The 19,029-nt window shown below is 50.5% G+C and carries 18 protein-coding genes; 10 read left to right on the forward strand and 8 right to left on the reverse strand.

Features of this window, described 5'->3' with window-relative positions; all coding sequences use genetic code 11:
- From WC959_11855 to WC959_11880, 6 genes are all read right to left on the reverse strand, one after another.
- The coding region (locus WC959_11855) for a Gfo/Idh/MocA family oxidoreductase (protein ID MFA5689815.1) at positions 1-578 on the reverse strand (578 nt) is incomplete at its 3' end.
- A gap of 90 nt (positions 579-668) precedes the next feature.
- A complete protein-coding gene (locus tag WC959_11860) occupies positions 669-1,358 on the reverse strand; it encodes a rhamnogalacturonan acetylesterase (protein ID MFA5689816.1) in 690 nt (229 codons plus the stop codon).
- A gap of 95 nt (positions 1,359-1,453) precedes the next feature.
- On the reverse strand, positions 1,454-2,329 hold the full coding sequence (locus WC959_11865) for a hypothetical protein (GenBank protein ID MFA5689817.1): 876 nt from the start codon (positions 2,327-2,329) through the stop codon (positions 1,454-1,456).
- 776 nt (positions 2,330-3,105) lie between these two features.
- Entirely contained in the window at positions 3,106-3,786 is a 681-nt protein-coding gene (locus WC959_11870) for a hypothetical protein (protein MFA5689818.1), read from the reverse strand.
- A 132-nt stretch (positions 3,787-3,918) separates the two neighbouring features.
- On the reverse strand, positions 3,919-4,554 hold the full coding sequence (locus tag WC959_11875) for a hypothetical protein (protein ID MFA5689819.1): 636 nt from the start codon (positions 4,552-4,554) through the stop codon (positions 3,919-3,921).
- A gap of 24 nt (positions 4,555-4,578) precedes the next feature.
- Entirely contained in the window at positions 4,579-6,447 is a 1,869-nt protein-coding gene (locus tag WC959_11880; protein MFA5689820.1) for a beta-galactosidase, read from the reverse strand.
- Positions 6,448-6,653: 206 nt separating this feature from the next.
- On the opposite strand from WC959_11880, the gene WC959_11885 reads away from it, so the two are divergent.
- The 9 genes from WC959_11885 (at position 6,654) to WC959_11925 (ending at position 15,440) form a co-directional block, all read left to right on the forward strand.
- Positions 6,654-7,763, forward strand: a complete 1,110-nt coding sequence (locus WC959_11885; GenBank protein MFA5689821.1) for an iron-containing alcohol dehydrogenase family protein — start codon at positions 6,654-6,656, stop codon at positions 7,761-7,763.
- On the forward strand, positions 7,763-8,590 hold the full coding sequence (locus WC959_11890) for a sulfite exporter TauE/SafE family protein (GenBank protein MFA5689822.1): 828 nt from the start codon (positions 7,763-7,765) through the stop codon (positions 8,588-8,590). Before WC959_11885 ends, WC959_11890 begins: the two co-directional genes overlap by 1 nt.
- Entirely contained in the window at positions 8,590-9,441 is an 852-nt protein-coding gene (locus WC959_11895) for a transketolase (GenBank protein ID MFA5689823.1), read from the forward strand. Before WC959_11890 ends, WC959_11895 begins: the two co-directional genes overlap by 1 nt.
- A gap of 26 nt (positions 9,442-9,467) precedes the next feature.
- Positions 9,468-10,412, forward strand: a complete 945-nt coding sequence (locus WC959_11900; protein MFA5689824.1) for a transketolase C-terminal domain-containing protein — start codon at positions 9,468-9,470, stop codon at positions 10,410-10,412.
- Between the two features lie 9 nt (positions 10,413-10,421).
- On the forward strand, positions 10,422-11,618 hold the full coding sequence (locus tag WC959_11905; GenBank protein ID MFA5689825.1) for a M24 family metallopeptidase: 1,197 nt from the start codon (positions 10,422-10,424) through the stop codon (positions 11,616-11,618).
- 17 nt (positions 11,619-11,635) lie between these two features.
- Positions 11,636-12,133, forward strand: coding sequence for an RpiB/LacA/LacB family sugar-phosphate isomerase (locus WC959_11910; GenBank protein ID MFA5689826.1), 498 nt, complete (start codon positions 11,636-11,638; stop codon positions 12,131-12,133).
- A gap of 10 nt (positions 12,134-12,143) precedes the next feature.
- Positions 12,144-13,043, forward strand: coding sequence for a class II fructose-bisphosphate aldolase (locus tag WC959_11915; GenBank protein ID MFA5689827.1), 900 nt, complete (start codon positions 12,144-12,146; stop codon positions 13,041-13,043).
- Positions 13,040-14,407, forward strand: coding sequence for a hypothetical protein (locus WC959_11920; protein MFA5689828.1), 1,368 nt, complete (start codon positions 13,040-13,042; stop codon positions 14,405-14,407). The genes WC959_11915 and WC959_11920 overlap by 4 nt, the downstream gene beginning before the upstream one ends.
- 232 nt (positions 14,408-14,639) lie before the next feature.
- Entirely contained in the window at positions 14,640-15,440 is an 801-nt protein-coding gene (locus WC959_11925; protein MFA5689829.1) for a TSUP family transporter, read from the forward strand.
- A 15-nt stretch (positions 15,441-15,455) separates the two neighbouring features.
- Here WC959_11925 and WC959_11930 read toward each other — a convergent pair whose 3' ends face one another.
- Together WC959_11930 and WC959_11935 are read right to left on the reverse strand one after the other, a co-directional pair.
- Positions 15,456-16,661, reverse strand: a complete 1,206-nt coding sequence (locus tag WC959_11930) for an ROK family protein (protein MFA5689830.1) — start codon at positions 16,659-16,661, stop codon at positions 15,456-15,458.
- Between the two features lie 246 nt (positions 16,662-16,907).
- The gene (locus WC959_11935) at positions 16,908-17,912 is read right to left on the reverse strand and encodes a uroporphyrinogen decarboxylase family protein (protein MFA5689831.1); all 1,005 of its coding nucleotides are present in this window, start codon (positions 17,910-17,912) and stop codon (positions 16,908-16,910) included.
- Between the two features lie 141 nt (positions 17,913-18,053).
- On the opposite strand from WC959_11935, the gene WC959_11940 reads away from it, so the two are divergent.
- Entirely contained in the window at positions 18,054-18,788 is a 735-nt protein-coding gene (locus WC959_11940; protein ID MFA5689832.1) for a helix-turn-helix domain-containing protein, read from the forward strand.
- Positions 18,789-19,029: the final 241 nt, after the last annotated feature.

Raw genomic sequence — 19,029 nt, forward strand, 5'->3', positions numbered from 1 at the left:
GTATGCACGATCATGGAGATGGAGTGATTAATCCCCATGCTGATGGCATCGCCCATAATCTCTTTTTTCAGTTTCCACACCTTGTCGCCCTGGATATTTACCGGATGGCGGTAGTTGATCTGAAGCTGGGTGATCTGGCCGAACTCATTCTCCTCCACGCGGCGGCGGATCTGCTCTTCGAGCGTATCGAAATAGAGAATATAATCGACGAAGGTAATCAGCGCCGGATTGGCTTTTTCAAGCTCAATCTCTTCGCAGAAATCGGCATAGGCCGTCGCCGCCGGTTTTTCGCAGAATACATGCTTGCCGGCTTTCATCGCCGCAATCGCCTGCGGGCCGTGAAAACCGTTTGGACTCACCAGCCACACCGCGTCGACTGCCGGATTATTTACAATCGTTTCATACTCCTCCGTCAGCAGTTCCGCCGGCAGATTCAGCTCCTTTAAAACCTCCAGGCCGCGCTCACGGTTCTTCTCCAGCAGCGCCAGCACCTCCACATCGTCGCGTTCCGTCAGACGGCGCAGCTGCACCGAACCCATCCAGCCCGCACCCACAAAGCCGATTCCAATTTTTTTCATCTTTTTCTCCAGATTGAATTTATGTGACCGGCGCAGTATAAATCCGGCCGCAATGATTGTTACAAAATTATATGCGATTTTCCGGCGCGTTTATTTTAGCAGTTCCGCCGGCAGCATATTTTCGGCGCGCACGGTGTCCATAATTAATTTTGCCACCCACTCCGCGCCGGTTTTGGAAAAGTGAGAGCGGTCGCCGGTATCAAAAAGCACCCAGGCTTTTTCTTCACCCATTGCTTGAATCCCTTCGCCGGTCAGCGCGTAGAGATCAACAACCGGACGCTTCTTTTCGGCAGCGACTTCTTTCATGGCATCGCAATACACCTGAAGATCGGTGCGCAGTACAGTCGGTTCACTGCTTTTATAGGTCAGGCGGCGCGGCGGTGTAACAAAAACCAGCCGGCCTTTTTTGGCGGCGACCTCGTCCGCAAACCGGCGCAGGTTATCTTTATATTCGCCATCAGGATGCGTGCCGATTTCGTAACCGACCAGAATTTTCTGATCATTATGCCCGAACTGAACAAAGACCACATCGCCGGGGACAACGCGGCTGATCAGATCGTCCCAGCGGCCTTCGGTAATGAACGACTTTGAACTTCTGCCGCCGATGGCAAGATTTGTAACTTTAATGCCTTTTTTAAAATGCGGTTCGATACAATCGCCCCAGCCGTATTTCGGCGCTTTATTCCAGACCGTGGAGTCGCCGGCCACAAGAACTTTAACTTCCGCCAATGCGCTTACAGCACATATCAATGCAAATACAATACTCAACAGACAGTTCATGATACCTTTCTTTGTGCTTTTTCAGTATAGTCCGGCTGAATAATAAAGGGCAGGGCGCACCGGACGCACCCCGCCTTTTTTATTGGCTAAATTGCTTATTTTAACCGCAGCGTATTTCCTTCCACCGCGAACAGGTCTGAAAAACTCCCGCGCGGCACGGCGCCGTTAACCCAGATCTTTCCCCGGCTCCACAATTTTTCAAAATCAGCGGCTTTGCAGCTTTTAATCGTCAGTTTGCCGCCGGAGCCCTCTGTGAAATCAATATATCCGCCGCTTAAAAAAGAGATCGAATCCGCTGTCAGCTCACCGTTTCCGGCGGCAAACCGCATGGCAACGCTTCTCAGATTGGTGCCGAACTGCAGATTGCCCTTAACCGTCCAGGCGCCGCCGGAAAATGTGACCAGCGTGCCGGAGCCGGCCAGCGTCATACCGTTGGTGGATTCGGTTCCGATGGTGTTAAACGCTCCCGTTCCGCCGGAAACGTCCACTGTGGATCCATTGATCATTACCGCGCTTTGTCCGAACTTCAGAGTGCCGCCGCCTTGTACAAAACATCCCTCTGTGACCTGCAGCTGCCGCCCGCCCTCCAGCATTCCGCCGGTCATGGTCATCTCCGCGCCGGTTACAGCGCCGGCCTCCATGAAACCGATGCGGATATGATTTTTCGGGCTGACAAGACTGCCGCCCTGCAGAAACCACTTCACCCCGCCGTTCAGCGTGATCGCATTTGAATTATTTAACAGCATGCCGCCGGTTTGAGTCACCGTCCAGCCCGGGAATCTTGAGTAAATACTTATATGTCCATCGCGCCCGATTTGTCCCATTACACCGTCGACCGGCAGCTGACCGCGCGTCCAGTAGGCGGAATTTGTAAGCTGCTTATTGAGACCACCAATCCAGGTTGTATCCGCCCATACACCCGCGGCAAAAAGCAGTCCCGCGGCCAATCCCGGTCTTAGTTTTTTCATCATATACCTCCTTGTTTATGTTACCCGTCCATTGCCTATAAACTCTGCATATTATGTATTATGAACTTCTGCGACAAAGAGCCAACGGTAAAAACCGGTCATAAATGCTACACTTTTTTAGACACGGATTTTTAACCGCCAGGCAACAGTGTTATGAGGCAACTAAAAAATTGGGATTTTTAACCGCCGAGTTCGCGGCGATCAGCAGTTTTCTCATCACGGCGGTTAAGGTGATTTTTTCGGGCGGTGATTCTCAGTTACCAGACGGGTATAAAACGCTTTCAAGTGCGGATTGCTCCGGCTCGCACTCACTGCCGCCATTACAGACACGCACGCAGTCGTTTGCGCCCGGCCATAGATGTGCCGGTGTCCTCTGAACGTGCTGCTGTTGCGATTGAACGGTACGGCTCCAACCAGCGCTGAGATCTCGTTGCGCGCCGGGTTTTCCCGCGCAAAGCCGCAGAGGAAAAAAACGAAACACGGAACATTTTATCCGCAGACCTGTAACAACACTAATTTAACCGCGGATGTCACAGATATAAACGGATAGTTAAACGGTGGAACGCGACCTCCAGACGCAGAGCCTGCGTCCCTCCAGTTTTGTATCTGCATAATCGGCGTTCATCTGCGGATAAAAAAACGCGCCGGAAAATTCCCTTGGCGACCTGCGGTAAAATTAATTATTATAAAAAAACAGCAGTCCCGATTCGCGGAGCTGCTGTTTTCATGGGTCAAGACCAGGTGTTGTTTTGACTCTATTTCAGCATCATTTAACGAAACTAGCGGGTGCCGAAAGTTCCAAATATTCCCAGCATCAGCAGACGCACTGAACCCGGTTCAGGAATGGTCGTAATCGTCAGCGTCGGCCAGTGTCTTGCTCCTTGCTGATGTTCTTTGGCGCCGATTCTATATCCATCAACCTTGGAGTCCTCATTGCCAATCCCCCAGTCCTGCAGGCTCAGACGGAAAACAACATACTTATCGCCTTTGTCATAGGCATTATTAAAGAGTGCAATCAGTGCGTCATCATCCCAGGCATACCGTGTTCCAGCAGCTGATTCGGGAGTCAGGAAATTATCCATGGAAAGAAGTGCGGCGGCCTGGTAATCGGCTGCAACCACTGAACCTGTATTCTTAAAGAATATATCTACTTTCAGATTCGGAGGAGTACCCACGATATCATTATAAAACCATTCGGCGTTGATCTTGCTGATGGTGTCACCGGCTGTGATTGGCGGTAGCTCATAGATATAGATCCCTTTAGAGATGTTCCAGTTGTTGGCAGCATCTCCCACAACAATATTTTGAGAATCCCGATCAGCAATACCAGTGCCAGGCCCATCCGGGTTTCCCGACAGATTTGGTACACGCGCATCGTCAACCGGATTGCTGGTCATAACCGTAGCCTGTGCGAGGCCGCAAACAGTGAATATCGCTAATATACTTTTTATATATTTCATATTTTCTCCTTATTTTTTATCGAAATCTGTCGCAGAATATCCCGTGGCTTGCCACGGGGAGGTTCACTTTGTATCTATTAATTTTTTCCTGGTCATTTTCTCTGCTGTCTCTCCCATTCCGTTCCTCCGTTATTAGTCTGTCACTGTTAATTTCAGTTCAGGGCGCCATGCTCTATTGCCATGATTTTGAGTTATAACAGTGTAATCATCCCGGTGTCCGTTTTTATCGCTGAGCGGGAATTTTTCTCCTCCCGTCCAGCGCAAACGAAATACAATAAATTTAAATTCCGGAGTGCTGCTACTGTAGTTTTTCTGAAGGACGGACAGCATGTCGTCGTTAGAAACCCGGACGAATCCCGGCGGTGTTTCGGCGGTCATGACGCGGTTGGCCGTGAAAACCGCCGGGGTCGCATAATCCGCAGCCGTTATGGATCCGGTGTTTTTAAAGAACACATCAAGCTGTACATTTGGCGGTCGGCCGTTGACTGCATGCAGGCGCCAGGCCATTTCTGCGTTCAGCAGTGCGGCTTTCTCCGGCAAATCAGGCAGTTCCATAATAAAAGCCGCTGCCGACAGATTATTCGCCTCATTGTCGCCGATATTCACATGCATGGCTTCGGTGTCCAATGGTTTTCCTTCCGCTCTGCCGTCCTGCGGAGCAAGGTCTGCCAGCCGCGCGTGTGCGAAGGAATTAATGCGGATATCTTTTGCCGCCAGTGAACCGGCGGTGATGAATGCCGCGATCGCCAGTATGATTCCTTGCTTCATGGATCTCTCCTTTGGTTGTTCTGTTTATTTTACCTTGTACTGCTGAAGTGTTGTTACCATTTCAGAAAAACGTTCCGCAATTGCTTCCGGATCCTCACCGCGGTTGTTCAGTACCTGTTCAAAAACTTTCCAGTCCACCGATGTGTTCCGGTATTCCGGATCCCGGTAGGCTTTGATCACACCGATGTGCGGGCCGAACAGATTGATATAGCGCGGCTTTACCAGCCTCACCGCCTGCAGCATGGAGTCGGCATCGGTTCCCCCTTCTGTTTGCGGCGGCGATTTCATCTCAGTTTCCACCGGAAAGCCGGCATCGCTGTATTGTTTCAGCAGCCAGTAGGTGGCTCGGGGCGACTGCTCCATATTTTCAATGTCAGAGAGGGTGACATCGCTCAGTCCGTTATTTCCCATCATAATGCGATGGATTAAACAATAATTCAGGAGCCGGTTCGCCTGCATATATTCACCGGTCTCTTTTTTGTACAAATAGCCGGCCAGAATCATGTTGATGCTGAGCGGCGTTGTTTTAAACGCCAGCCTGTACTGTTCAGACAGCCAGAGACAATAGTCATACCATGTTTCTACGGTCGCTCCGTCGTCGGCGGCTGCATCAAAGATTTCTTGTGTCCAGTACAAGCTGCTTCTGCCCGCAGACGTCACAGGGAAAACTTCCTCTCCAATATGGCCGATTCCGATACGAACAAATGAAATTGCAGGATTTCCATCATACCGTTTTCCGAATTCCGTGATTAAGCGTGTGAGATATTCCTGATATTTCGCATCCAGAAACAGCGGAATCTTGAGCGGTTTAGGGGTGTTTGTATATAAATTCCCCATGGTTATGTGTTCTGAATTATAATGTTTAACATCTGCACGCGCCCAGACGGGAAACGCATCCTGAATGCCGCCCCACGCATCGCTGAACGCCACCGGAATTGCCCACGGTGCAATGCAGATCGCCACAGATTTACCGCGTTCCTTCCAGTAGTCAATCACCTCATCGATGATTTCCCAGCGGTAAACACCCGGTTCCGGCTCAATCAACGACCAGTAAATGATCAGCATCATGCCGTCAATTTCCTCGATATCCGGGAAGAGGGTGGTTAGATGTGCGGCCTCTCTACCAATAAGCCCTGGCCAGTTAACGCCCTCGGATTTGTAACGGGCCGGATAAGCATATATTCCGTATAAAAATTCCGGAGGCATTTGCTGAGTAACTAATGCCGGCCGGCGTGCGACGTCTGTGTTATCAACAGTTGCAACCGTATATCCGTCAACAATGCCATTGCCGTTACCTGCCGTCCAACCCTGCAGACGCAGGCGGAAAGCCACATATTCCACACCGGCGGCGCAGGCGGTATTCAAAGCTGAAACCAGATCTGCATCATTTTCCCATATATATGTTGTCTGTTTAGTTGTGGTGGGCATCAGGAAATTCTGCAAAGAAAGGATCGCGGGGGCTTCGTAATCGGTTTTTTCTACAACGTTGGTGGTCTTAAAAAAAACGTCGACCTGCAGATTCGGCGGAGCGCCTCTTACATCGTGCAAAAACCATGACACACGGGCATTATCAATACTTTTACCGGCAGACGGTGCAGGCAGTTTAAAAATAAACACTGCGGTCGAAAGGTTCTGATTACCGGCAGCATCCCCCGTGGTGATAAATTGATCAGATTGATTCCAGACACCATCGCCGTTTCCGTCCTGGTCGATATCCCCCACGCGCGCATCCTCGACTGGATTAATTATCGCGCTCTGAACGGTATCACAGGCAAGCGGAAGAATTTGTACTGCCGCCCGATGCCGCTCCAGCAGGTCGCTGTATGCACCGGGACCGGTCATAAAAAACTGCCAAGCGAAGATAACACTGTACTGGAGTAAACTGCCTAGCATAAACATTCTTCCCTGCGACGCATTTCCAATTAATAGACGTGTAAAGAATAGCTTTTTGAACCGCTGTTGAAGAGCGCTTTTTTTATTAAACGATTAACATCCGTTGCGGTAAAAACAGACCGGCCGGTTTTTTAAATAGAATGCTATTGACTTATTTTTAGATAAATATTTTTATATCGAAATAAATAAGCAGATGAGGTGTGGTCATGAGCCAGTGGTTATTTAAAATGCCGGTGACGATTCATTTTGGAAGCGGTTCGCTGGAAAAGCTTTATACGTACGCTACGGGGCGGACTGTGCTGGTTACAGACACGGGGCTGCGTCAGTTTGATTTTCTAAAGGAGATCGAGCAGAAGCTGAATCCGGTTGCAGTTTTCTCAGAGGTGAACCCGAACCCGACGGTTGCGAATGTAGATTCACTGGCTGCGGTGCTGCGGGAGATTAAGGCGGATGCGGTGATTGCCGTGGGCGGCGGAAGCGTGATGGATTGCGCGAAAGCGGCTTGCTGTCTGGCACAAACGACCGAGCCGAGTATCCGCTCGTTTCACACCGGCGGCATGAAATTTGACATTGCAGGGATTCCTCTGATCACCATTCCCACGACCGCCGGCACAGGATCTGAAGTGACACCGTTTGCGGTTTTGGATGATACGGAAAAGGGGGTAAAAGGGCCGATTGCTTCTGATTTCTTTTATCCGGTTGCAGCGGTGATTGACCCGACACTGACATGGTCGTTACCGAAGTCGATTACCGCAGCAACCGGACTGGACGCACTTTCTCATGCGATGGAGGGTTATTGGTCTAAAAATCATCAGCCATTGTGTGATTTGATGGCGCAGGAAGCCGCGCGGCTGATTTTTATTAATTTGCCAAAAGTGTATGCGAACCCCTCTGATAGAGAAGCCCGTGAGGCGATGAGTTATGCCGCTGTACTCGCCGGAATGGCGTTTCAGCTTCCAAAAAATGCAATGGTGCATGCATGTTCATTTCCGCTTTCGAACCGCTACCATATGTCACATGGAGCAGCCTGTGCATTTACGCTGGAATTTGCATTGAAATTGAATGCGCCGGCAATGAACGGGCGGATGGAGGCATTTGCCGCTTATTGCGGGTTTGATTCGATTGACGCGATGGCACAGGCGATTCGCACGTTAAAAGCGGATGGCGGATTACCTTGTTCGTTACACGCGGTCGGCATTTCGAAGGATGAGATTGATGTGCTGGTCAAGGAAAGTTTTCATCCGCTGATGAATAATAATCCGGTTGAAATTACAGCAGAGCATCTATATCAAATGTATACGGATCTTGCAAAATAATGGACCCGTTAACCGCCATTTTAATTTTTGGGGTGATCGTTTTAATAACGCACCTGCTGGAAGGCATCACCGGCTTTGGCTGCACAGTGTTGGCGCTGCCGTTCGCCGTCATGCTGTTAGGGTTGGAGACCGCGGTTCCGGTGCTTGTGGTTCTGGCATGGCTTCTTTCAACCTATATTGTTCTCACATCTCGTAAACATATTCAGTGGAAACAATTTGCGTTTATTGCAGTATATGCCGGAATCGGGCTTCCGGTAGGCATGATTCTTTTTGGTTACCTGCCGGAGTCTGCGTTGAAAATGCTGCTCGGATTTTTTATGATCGGCGTTGGAGTTCGAGGATTTATTAAAACGCTGCATACAGGATATGCGGTTGCAGCGGGGCAGGATTGCCGTTCAATCTGGATGAAACTGGTTTTGGTGTCCGGGGGAATTATTCATGGTGCATTTGGTTCCGGCGGTCCATTCGTAGTTATTTATGCCGGCCGGGCGCTGCCGGATAAATCGCTCTTCCGCGTTACATTGTGCATGCTGTGGACTATCCTGAATACAATTTTAATGATTAAGTGGACGGCTGCCGGAGACGTATGGAGTCCGGCGGTTTTTAAAATTATTGGAATCTCGCTTCCGTTTTTGATTGCCGGAACATTGATTGGCGATTGGCTGCACCATCGTGTTAATGAACGGCTGTTTCGGCTTGCGGTATACGGAGTATTGTTCCTTGCCGGAGTGGCCATGCTGTATGGCGTACTGAGTCCACAGAATCGGGTGGAACAGATGGATGATTGTAATCAACGCTGCCTTGAGCAGCATGGAGGAGTGGAATAGTGAACGAAGGAAAATGGACAAAAGAGAGCGCAGACCGAATGGCTGCTGAGTGGCGTTATATTGTAACAGACATGATTTGCCGTGCAGGTTCAGGACATGTCGGCGGGGCATTGAGTCTAATTGAGGTGCTGCACACACTTTATTTTCGTGTGATGCAGGTGGATCCGGAAAATCCGGCATGGGAAGGGCGCGACCGCCTGGTGCTGTCCAAGGGTCACGCGGCGCCGGCGCTTTATATGGCACTCGCCGAGAAAGGCTTTTTCCCGAAAGCCTGGCTGAGCACGCTGAACGCTGACGGTACAAAACTGCCGAGTCATGCCGACGCCCGTACCGTGCCGGGCATTGATGCCACGACCGGCTCACTCGGGCAGGGGCTTTCTGTGGCCTGCGGTATGGCGCAAGCGGCGAAGGGTAGCAAACAGGATCACACGGTGTATTGCATCATCGGTGACGGCGAAACCAATGAAGGTCAAAACTGGGAAGCCGCCATGTACGCCGGACATCATAAACTGGATAACCTGATTGCGCTGACCGACTACAATAAACTCCAGATTGACGGTGCAACGGATGAGATACTGTCGCTTGAACCGCTGGCTGATAAGTGGAAGGCATTCAACTGGGAAGTGTTTGAAACGGACGGCCACGACTGGGACGATCTGTTTAAAACGTTTGAAAAAGCCAGAAAAATTGAAGGCAAACCGGTGATGATTATCGCGCATACCTGTAAAGCCAAGGGGTGCTGCTGCATTGAAAACACCGCCGGAAGCCATAACATTAAAGTGCCGGACCAGGCATCGCACGAAAAATACCTAAAGGCTTTTGCGGTGCAGGATGTAAAGCTGCCTTACTAAACGAAACGAATTTACGGAGAAAATGAATGAGCGATTTAAGTAAAAAAGAGATGCGTGTCGTATACGGCGAAGTGTTGAATGAACTGATGGTGATCAATCCGGATGTGGTGTGTCTGGAGGCGGACCTGAGTAAAGCATCCGGAACCAATCCGTCGGTGGCCGAAGCGAATCCGGCGCGTTTTATAAACGCCGGCGTGGCGGAAGCGAACATGATTGGCATGGGCGCCGGTTTGGCGATTGAAGGTAAAATTCCGTTCTGTGCCAGTTTCTCATGTTTTGCAACGCGCCGCGTGTATGATCAGATTTACCTGAGCGTTGCGTATGCCAACACGAATGTAAAAATTGTCGGTACTGCGCCTGGAATCACTCAGGGGCCGAACGGCGGCACCCACATGGATTTTCAGGATCTCGCCATAATGCGCGTAATGCCGAACTTTCACGTCTACAGCCCGGCCGATCCGTATGAGCTGCGCTCCATGATGTTCCACATGGCGGCGTCTAAACAGCCGACGTATATGCAGCTTGTGCGTACGCAGGTTGGGCAGGTTTTCGATGAAGCCTATGAATTCAATCCCGACAAAGCAGTGACGCTGCGCGAAGGCAGCGATGTCACGCTGGTGACCACCGGCTATATGACTCAGTTTGCGGTGAATGTTGCCGATGAACTGAAAGCCGGCGGTGTCAGCGTTGAAGTGCTGCATTATCCGTCCGTCAAACCGTTCGATGAAAAAACACTGCTTGCGTCCGCGCAGAAAACCGGCGGCGTGGTCACTGTGGAAAATCAGAGCATCATTGGCGGTCTCGGCGGCGCAGTCTGCGAAGTGCTGAGCGAAAAATATCCGGTCAAAGTAAAACGTCTCGGAATTCCGGATCAGTTCGGTGAAGTTGCCACAGAAAACTACCTGTTTAATAAACACGGTTTTGGGCCGCAACACATCGCCGCCGCCTGCCGTGAACTGGCAAACAAATAACGGAGATTCATGAACCGGCAAGAATCCATGCAGATTGCGCGTCCGCCGGAACTTACGGCGGACGAGTTGCGGTTAAAATTAAATCACCTCGCCGGAATTCTTTCCGGCGAGGGGTTTGGTGCCATCGCACTCTGCAGCGAGGGCGCGATGCGCTGGCTGACCGGACTGAAACATCAGCTCGGTGATATTGCACCGCCGGCGCCGGCGCCGGTCAACGCACTGGTTGACTTTTCCGCCGCCGGAAAAATTAAAATTACAATCATTTCCAAACCGTTCGAAATGCCGCGCCTGAAAGATGAAATTCCGGCGGTATTCGAGCCGGTGCCGGAGATTGAATTTTCTTTTGCCGAAACATATCCGGCACCGCCGGTTTCAACGTTGACGCCGGAGCATGAAAAATATGCGGTGGTGATTGATGCGGCCATTCGTCCGCTGCTCGGTGGCTTTGACGGCAATCCGTTTAAAAAAATCGACTGGATTTCCCGCACAGCGATGCAGGCGCTCGGCGACGCAGCGCGCCGGCTGGATGAGGGCATGAACGGCCTGGTTGTGCGCGGCATTATTTTAGAAGAACTTTACCGGCGCGGCATCGACGCCAATCTGGTGCTGGTTGCGCTCGCCGAACAGGAATCGCATTTGCATCCGGTGGCATCGGTAAAATACACGCTTGAAAAAGATCGCTGGATGAAACTGGTTATCGGCGCGCGCTATGCTGAACACATTGTTTCGCAATCGTTGATGGTGAAACTCGGCGGTGCGGTTTCCGCTGAAGAAACTGCGGTGTATCGCGCGCTGCAAACCGCAGCGGTGGAATACGCCGATCTGTATCGCGCCGGTGCAATCGAACGCGATATTTACACCGGATTGCTGGAACGTTTCCGGCAGGTTGAAGAAGAGACCGGTTTAACAGGTTTTGCAAAATCGGCGACGCTGCATCATTGCGGCGGTGGTACGTCGCCGCTTGGCAACCGCGACCGGATGCTGAATCCGGATGGAAAACTGGTGTGCGATGCGTGGACGCAGTTCGCCATTAATCCGGTGGATGTGCTGTGCGGTTTTAAAGTTGAACTGCAAGGCTTGATTCTGCCCGGCGGTGTTTCTCCGCTGATGCTGGATATGCATTCTGCCGCTGCCGGAATTCCTTTTCATGTGATTACCGCACAAAGCGGAATGCAGGCAATGCTTCCGGATTTAATGGTTGTTTAAACGAAAGGCACAGGTAAATGAAGATTATCATGGGTTCCGCAGTTAAAGGGTTTGCGTTGAAAAACGCGATTAAAGCGCATCTGGAAAAACAGGGGCATGAAATTATTGATGTCGGCTGCTATGCAACGGACCAGTTTATTAAGTATACATCTGTCGGCGAACGTGTGGCAAAAGCACTGCAGGATGGTGTTGCCGAACTTGCTATCAACTGCTGCGGCAGCGGCACCGGCGCGAGCATGGGTACAAATAAGTTTAAAGGTGTGCTGAGCTGCTCCTGCGAATCTGTTGCCACCGCCGGCATGATTCGGCAGGTGAACGGCGCGAACTGTCTTTGCATGGGCGAGGGCGTTGTCAGCGCTGAACTCGGCTGTCAGATGGCGGACGCATTTCTGAACGCCGGATTCTGTAAGGCCGACGGAATCCCGGCGGATGTACTCGAGTTTTGGAAAGAAGCCCGCGACGAAATGATTGCGCGCGGCGAACAGGCATCCGATAGAAATCTCGAAACACTGTAAGGAGCAGACTATGAAATTTGTATCAGCCAAAGGTATGGTTGAAGCCGCGAAAAAAAGCGGTTATGCAATTCCGGCACTGAACGCCAACGGTGCGACTTATGATATCGCGCGCGCGGCGCTGGAAGCGGCGCAGGAACTCAATTCGCCGCTGATTCTGCAGGCGTATGAACCGAATCTCGAATATCGCGGCTTCAACTATTTCTGCAAGCTCGCCGGAATTCTGGCGGACGAACTGGACATCACCGTGCCGGTTGCACTGCAGGTTGACCACGGTCACAGTTTTGAATCAGCCATCAAAGCGATGAACGCCGGTTTTACGTCGTTCATGTTCGACGCGTCGCACGATCCGCTTGAAGAAAATATTGCGAAGACGCAGAAGGTGGTTGAAGTTGCCAAAATTCTCGGCGTTTCCATTGAAGCGGAAGTCGGCTATGTCAAAGGGAACGAGCCGTCGAAAGAAAAGAAAATCGGACGGATTCCGGTCGCGGAAAAACCGGAGATTCCGCCGGCGAAAACCGATATTGAAGAAGCAAAGCGATTCGTTGCTGCAGTGGATGTGGACATGCTTGCCGTATCCGTCGGTACCACGCACGGTGTTTATCAGTACCAGACCGAAATTGATTTTGATCTGCTGACAAAAATCCGGCGCGAAATTGATGTGCCGCTCGTGCAGCACGGCACCTGCGGCATTTCGATGGACGATGTTACCAAACTGGTGAAGCACGGCATGAACAAAGTGAACTTCGGCGAAGCGTTCCGCTTTAATTACATTAAATATTTTAACGAGCTCACCGATTCCATAGAACATCTGTGGCACGCGTGGCGGATTATGCGCGAAGTGAAAAATCTCATCAAAGAAGACATGAAAGAAATTATCAGAGCTCTTGGCTCGGAAGGAAAAGCATCATGAAAAAATGTACTGAACATCCGAAACCGGCGGTGAAAGTTGGCGTTCTTTTTCTGCGCCGCAAACGTCCGGGATTTTTGCCTGAGTGGGGCGAAATAATTGAAAAACAGGTGAAAGCCTGTTTAAAAACCGTTCCGTTCGAAATTTATTTTCCGGCGGAAAACATAGTCGACAGCACGTCATTGATGAGCGTGATGAAAGAGTGCAACGGGCAGGGCTGCGATGTCTATGTTGTCATTCAGCCGACGATGGCCGACGGGCGGATGAGCCCGGTGCTCGCGCAAATGAGCAAAGCACCGGTTGTTTTATGGGCAACGCCGGAAAAACAGGACGGTTCTATGATCAGTTCCTGCTCGCTGGTGGGCGCACACACATTTGCATCAAATCTGGCGCAGTCAAATCATCCGTTTAACTTCGTTTACGGCTCGCCGGAAGATAAAAAAACGGTTGAAGCGCTTGAAGAGGCGGTTTACCGTTCTTATGCACAGTTAAAACTCACCGGCGCATACGTCGGTATGGTTGGCTATCACGCACCTGGATTTATTGACATGCATATGGATCCGGCGACGCTGAGTACGATTGATATGGAACTGATGCATATCGGTATGCATGAATTTATCGACAGCGTTTACGCCGTCAGCGACGAAGACGCAAAAAAAGATCTGAAAAAAGTCCAGGCGCTGGGTCTGGAGGTCACCGACGATATCACTGAAGATGATCTGCTGCTTGCCAGCCGGTATTATCTGGCGATGAAAGCGCTGATGGACAATATGCCGCTGCAGGCGCTGTCTGTGCGCGACTGGCCGGAACTCTCCGCGAAACAATGGCCGTATCTCGCCATGGCGCGTCTGGCAACTGAGGGCTATGCCATTTCCTGTGAAGGCGACGGCGACGGTGCAATATGCTGTCTGGCTGCCTATCTCTCCGGTTGCGGTGCAGCCTATCTTTCCGACTGGCTGGAGCACGATGAACATCACATTACGCTGTGGCACGGCGGCGCCGCGCCGTTGCAGATGTGTCAGGGGCTTGACAGCAAAATTCCGCCGAATATCGGACGGCATTTCAACGTCAGGAATCCGGCGGTTGTCAATGCCTCGCTGAAAGAAGATATGCCGATCACCGTCTTTCGTATCTGGCATCTGAACGGACAGTATTTCTGCTCTGCCATCGAGGGAAGAACCGTAAAACCAAAACGGAATCTCAAAGGGACCAACGGGCTCGGATTCTTCCCCGATACAAATATCAACGATTATTTTGTACGCATGATCAAAATGGGATATTCGCATCATCCGATTGTGGTCGAAGGGCACAAGAAAGATCACTTCCGCCTGTTGACCGAATCAATGGGAATGATATTTGTTGATTAAACATTCTTGCGTGAACTGCGTATGGTAAAAAACCAATATCCGGAAATATGCTGATTGCGCCGGAGGGCTGACGCATATAATGAATCAGCCTCTGCCGGGCGCAATGATCGCAGCGAAAAAACACGGTTGCATGAGTAATTGACTGATCTGCACTAAGAGATCGATAAAACGCAGGCGGCGGAGGCATTCCGGCAGTTTTCATTGCCGGAATGGCTGCAATTGAGCTATTATTATGGATTTTATTACAATTCTCTTAACCGCGTGTACACTTTGTTTTGCGGCGGTAATTCAGAGCGCGGTCGGATTTGCATTTGCACTTTTTTCAACTCCGGTGCTGATCTGGATCGGAATACCCCTGCATAAAGTTATTGTGATTGTGGCCGCCGGCTCAATGATGCAGTCGTTCGCCGGCGTTCGAAAGCTGAAAGCGTTTATTCCGTGGAAAGATGCGATCATCTCCACTGCGCTCCGTGTGATCTGGCTGTTTGCCGGACTTTTTATTTTAAAACATCTGGTCGGACTGGAGGCGCGGTACATTAAATTAGCGGTCGGCAGTGTGTTATGTCTGCTGGTGTTAATACAGTATTTCTGGCGGCCGAAACCTGCGGAAACCATCCACTGGATTTTTTCATTTATCGCGTTCTCTTTAAGCGGATTGTTGGCAGGAATCGCCGGAATGGGCGGACCGCCGCTGGTGCTGTGGACGATGGCGCACAACTGGCCGCCGGAACGGACGCGCGGATTTTTTTTCGCCACCTTTCTGACATTTATTCCGCTGCAATTAATGCTGTTGTGTCTTCTGCCGGGGATTGAACCGCTGTGGACAACATTGCTGGCCGGATTCGCTTTTGCCCCGGTGGTTGTGATCGGCAGCAGCATCGGTCTGGCGTTAGGCCGGCGCATGTCACGTCAGCGGCTGTACAGTGTAACCTGCATCTGTCTGTTACTGATGGGTACGGTTGCGATCGTTTCGTCGTTATTTACGGCATCAAAGCATAATGGTGCTGCCGGAATCAGTGCAGAAACAGAATAGAAATGCTAAACAATATTACCGGGTTGGTGTCCAGTAATGTACAATCTGCGCCGCCGCTCCCATCGCCCCGCTGAATTCTCCGAGTTCTGATCCGACAATTTCAGGCACAGTCAGGTGACGCTGCTGTGTATATTCAGACGCAATTTTTTTCACACGATTAAGGAATGATGACCCAAGCTGGACGATCGGACCGGAGAAAATAATTTTTTCCGGATCCAGTAAAACCGCAATCTGTCCGCAGAGCCAGCCCAGTGCATCGGTTGCAGTATCCAGCAGTTCAATGGAAAGTTTATCGCCGTTTTTGTAGGCGTCGAACATATCAAAAATTGTCAGTTTAGAGGCCGGCATTTCAGATAATACTGTTTTGCGTCCGTTTTGAATCGCGGTTTTTAAATTGTTAAGTACTGCGCGCACGGAAGCCACTTCTTCCAGTTCAACAGATGTTGTACCTTTCGGTAATTTCGCTTTGCTTAAAACCGTCGCCGGACATTTCCACGACCCGACTTCACCGGCCATTTGATTTGCACCGAAATAGAGTTGTCCGTTGGTAACAATTCCAATACCGATGCCGCTGCGAACGCCGATACATACATATTGGTTTAGTGTGCGTCCCTGTCCGAACCATAATTCAGCTGACGTTATGGCGCGGATTGTATTTTCAAGATAAACCGGAATTTTGAAATATTTCTCAAAATAACTTACCAGCGGAACATTTTGCCAGTCTTTAATATAACGGTAATAAACACTGATTCCTGTTGCTTTATCAACCGGCCCCGGTCCGGCAATGCCGAGCCCGAGAATGCGCTTCCGGTTTTTGGGCAGGATCCTTTCTATTGCGGCTTTTGTTTTTTCAAGAATTTCATTCGTGTGTTCAGATGGAGAAAGTTTGAATGATATGGTCTGCTCAATTTCCTCGCTAAAATTCAGGCAGATGATTCTTACTCTGTTGGCCTCAAAGTCGACACCTAGCAGATGTCCGCCTTTTGGATTTAACGACAGGGCCGTGCGCGGACGGCCTTTTTTTAACTTTATAATTTCTTCTTCGAGCAGGAAGTTGTCTTTAAGCAATCTTGAAACAAACAACCCGACCGTGGACGGGGCCAGCCCCATCAATGAAGCCAGTTCAACTCTTGAAACCCCCTGATGCGCACGGACCAGCTGCAACAGCGCTGCCTCAGTTTGTGCAATCAGAACTTTCTTTTTTTTGACAATGGAATTCATGCAGGAATTTTTAATTGAGGAGTAATCATGGCTAAAATAGATTTTTGACCTTAAAGATACAAATATGAATTGAAAAACAATTTTAGAATGCAATGCAACGGCCCCGGACGTAAAGAACGCGACGAGGGCGTCGCGTCTACTTTGATAGAAAAGCCTGTAACGATTTACCGTGTACCGTAGTTCCGGCGCAGCAGTGCGGCGGCGAACCGCCGCCGACCAGAGACCGAAAGCCTCTTCCACATTTAGTTATATCGCATCTGCAAATTCACGAAATGCTTTTACATTTTCGTATGCTGTGCCGCGCGGGATTTCGCAGCCGGCGCCGATAATATAATTTTCGCCGGCGGCGTTACGGCAGTCAGCCAGCGCAATTTTTATTTTTTCCGGTGTTGAATTTTTTACAATCGAAACCGGATCGATGTTTCCGAGCAGAATTTGTTTTTCGCCGGTAATCTCTCGCGCGCCGGCAAGATCGACCAGATAGTCGATGTCCACGATATCGAAGCCGGCAGTTTTGATATGCTTCAGCGAGCCGGAGATGTTGCCGCAAATATGCAGGCGCACGAATGCACCGGCGCTGTGAATTGCATCGCACAGCCGTTTTTCTTCCGGCAGCACAAATTCTGCAAATAAGTCGGGGTTAATTAGGGATGCTGCGGCATCACCGACACCGATAATATCTGCACCGGCATCGATTTGTGCTTCAGCAAATGCGATAGCGTTGTCGGTGACGATGGTGAACAGATCGCGGACAAAATTTTCATCGTCAAAGAAATCCATCATCAAATGGTTAATGCCGCGCAGGTCGGCTCCTTCGGCACACGGACCCTCAACCCAGCCTTCTACGGCGAAATCATTACCGGCACGTTCTTTCATCAGTGCGATGGCGTTTACGCGGTCACTCATTCGTCCGCCGCCGAGCGGATCGGGACATTTTAAGGTTGCGAGCGTTGCCGGATCTTTTAACAGCGCGTTGTTTTCATCAATCGCCGGCGGCTGGTTGTCGAAAAAATGAATGGCCGCGCCGAAATCTGCGGCTTCGCGCGCGGGATCGGAAATACCGGAGACAAAATCAAAGCCGAAAAATTCGGCGGTACGGATTTGTCCTTCCGCCAGCTTTTTATAATCGCGTGCATATTCGCCGTACGGAATTTCAGCAAAATCAGCGGCAAGCATCATAGTGATTGGCATGACCGGCGGACGGCTCACCGGTTTTCTATTTAATAAATCCAGCACAATTTGTCGTGACATGTTTTTTATCTCCATTGAATGAATGTCGGCATCTTCTCATAAACGCCGGCGGCAAGTAAATGAGTGATTCGATTAAACGCTTTAGTATCACAGGAATAATAACGCCTTGCGTATAATTTTAAATTTAGTACTGTTCCAAATATGAAAAGTTCGGTGCCGGGACTATCCCGCGGAATTCAGGTGTGGAAAGTACTGTGTGAGCAGGGCGACGCGTCGCTTGACCAGATCACGCAGCGCACCGGTTTTCCCAAAGCATCCGTATTGCGCATGCTGCAAACGCTCTGCGATCTGCAGCTGATTGCGCGCGATGAAAAAACCGGCGCGTACCGTGCCACCGCCAGAATTGTGTTCGCTGCCGGCGCGGCGCCGGAATTTGAATTGCGCGTACAGCAGGCATTGGAGAAATTGTCGGCGGAACTGCAGGTGACGGCGGAATGGTATGAGCCCGGCGCAGATGGGTTACTGCTGGTGCGGCGCGCGTCGCCGCCGGATGCCGAAGTACGTGTGAAAGCGCGTGCCGGTTTTTTACGCCGGTGGAATGACGAGCTGGATGCAGTCGCGGTGCTCGGTTACGCATTTTATAACGCGGCGCCCAAAAGCCGGAGAGGACTGTGGCAGTACGGCTCGCGCGGCGAACGGGTGAAAATTCCGGCGGCAGACGCAAAAGAAATTATTTCAGCGGCGAAACGATCCGGCGCGGCAGCAGATGAAAATTTTAATGCCAACGGCGTGAAGCGTACAGCGGCCGCAGTGATCCGCGCCGGAAATTTATCCGGCGTGCTGAGTTTGGCAATGCCGTTTATGCCGGCGCTTGATTCGGAAATTCCGGCGCGTACAAATGCTGTGCGCACGGCGGCGGATGAATTGGAGAGTTGAACTGCAGAATATCGAACAAGGAATGTCGAATGACGAAGTAAAATCATTTCTGCGGTTGGAAACTCGGTATTCGATATTCAAAATTTAAAACCCTGAACCCTGAACAGAAAAGGAAATAATATGAGAATTCTATATCTGGATATTGATACACTGCGGCCGGATCATCTCGGCTGTTACGGCTACCATCGCAACACATCGCCGAATATCGATAAGATTGCAGCGGACGGTGTGCTGTTTGATC

This window comes from Kiritimatiellales bacterium (assembly GCA_041656295.1).
GTDB lineage: Bacteria > Verrucomicrobiota > Kiritimatiellia > Kiritimatiellales > Tichowtungiaceae > Tichowtungia.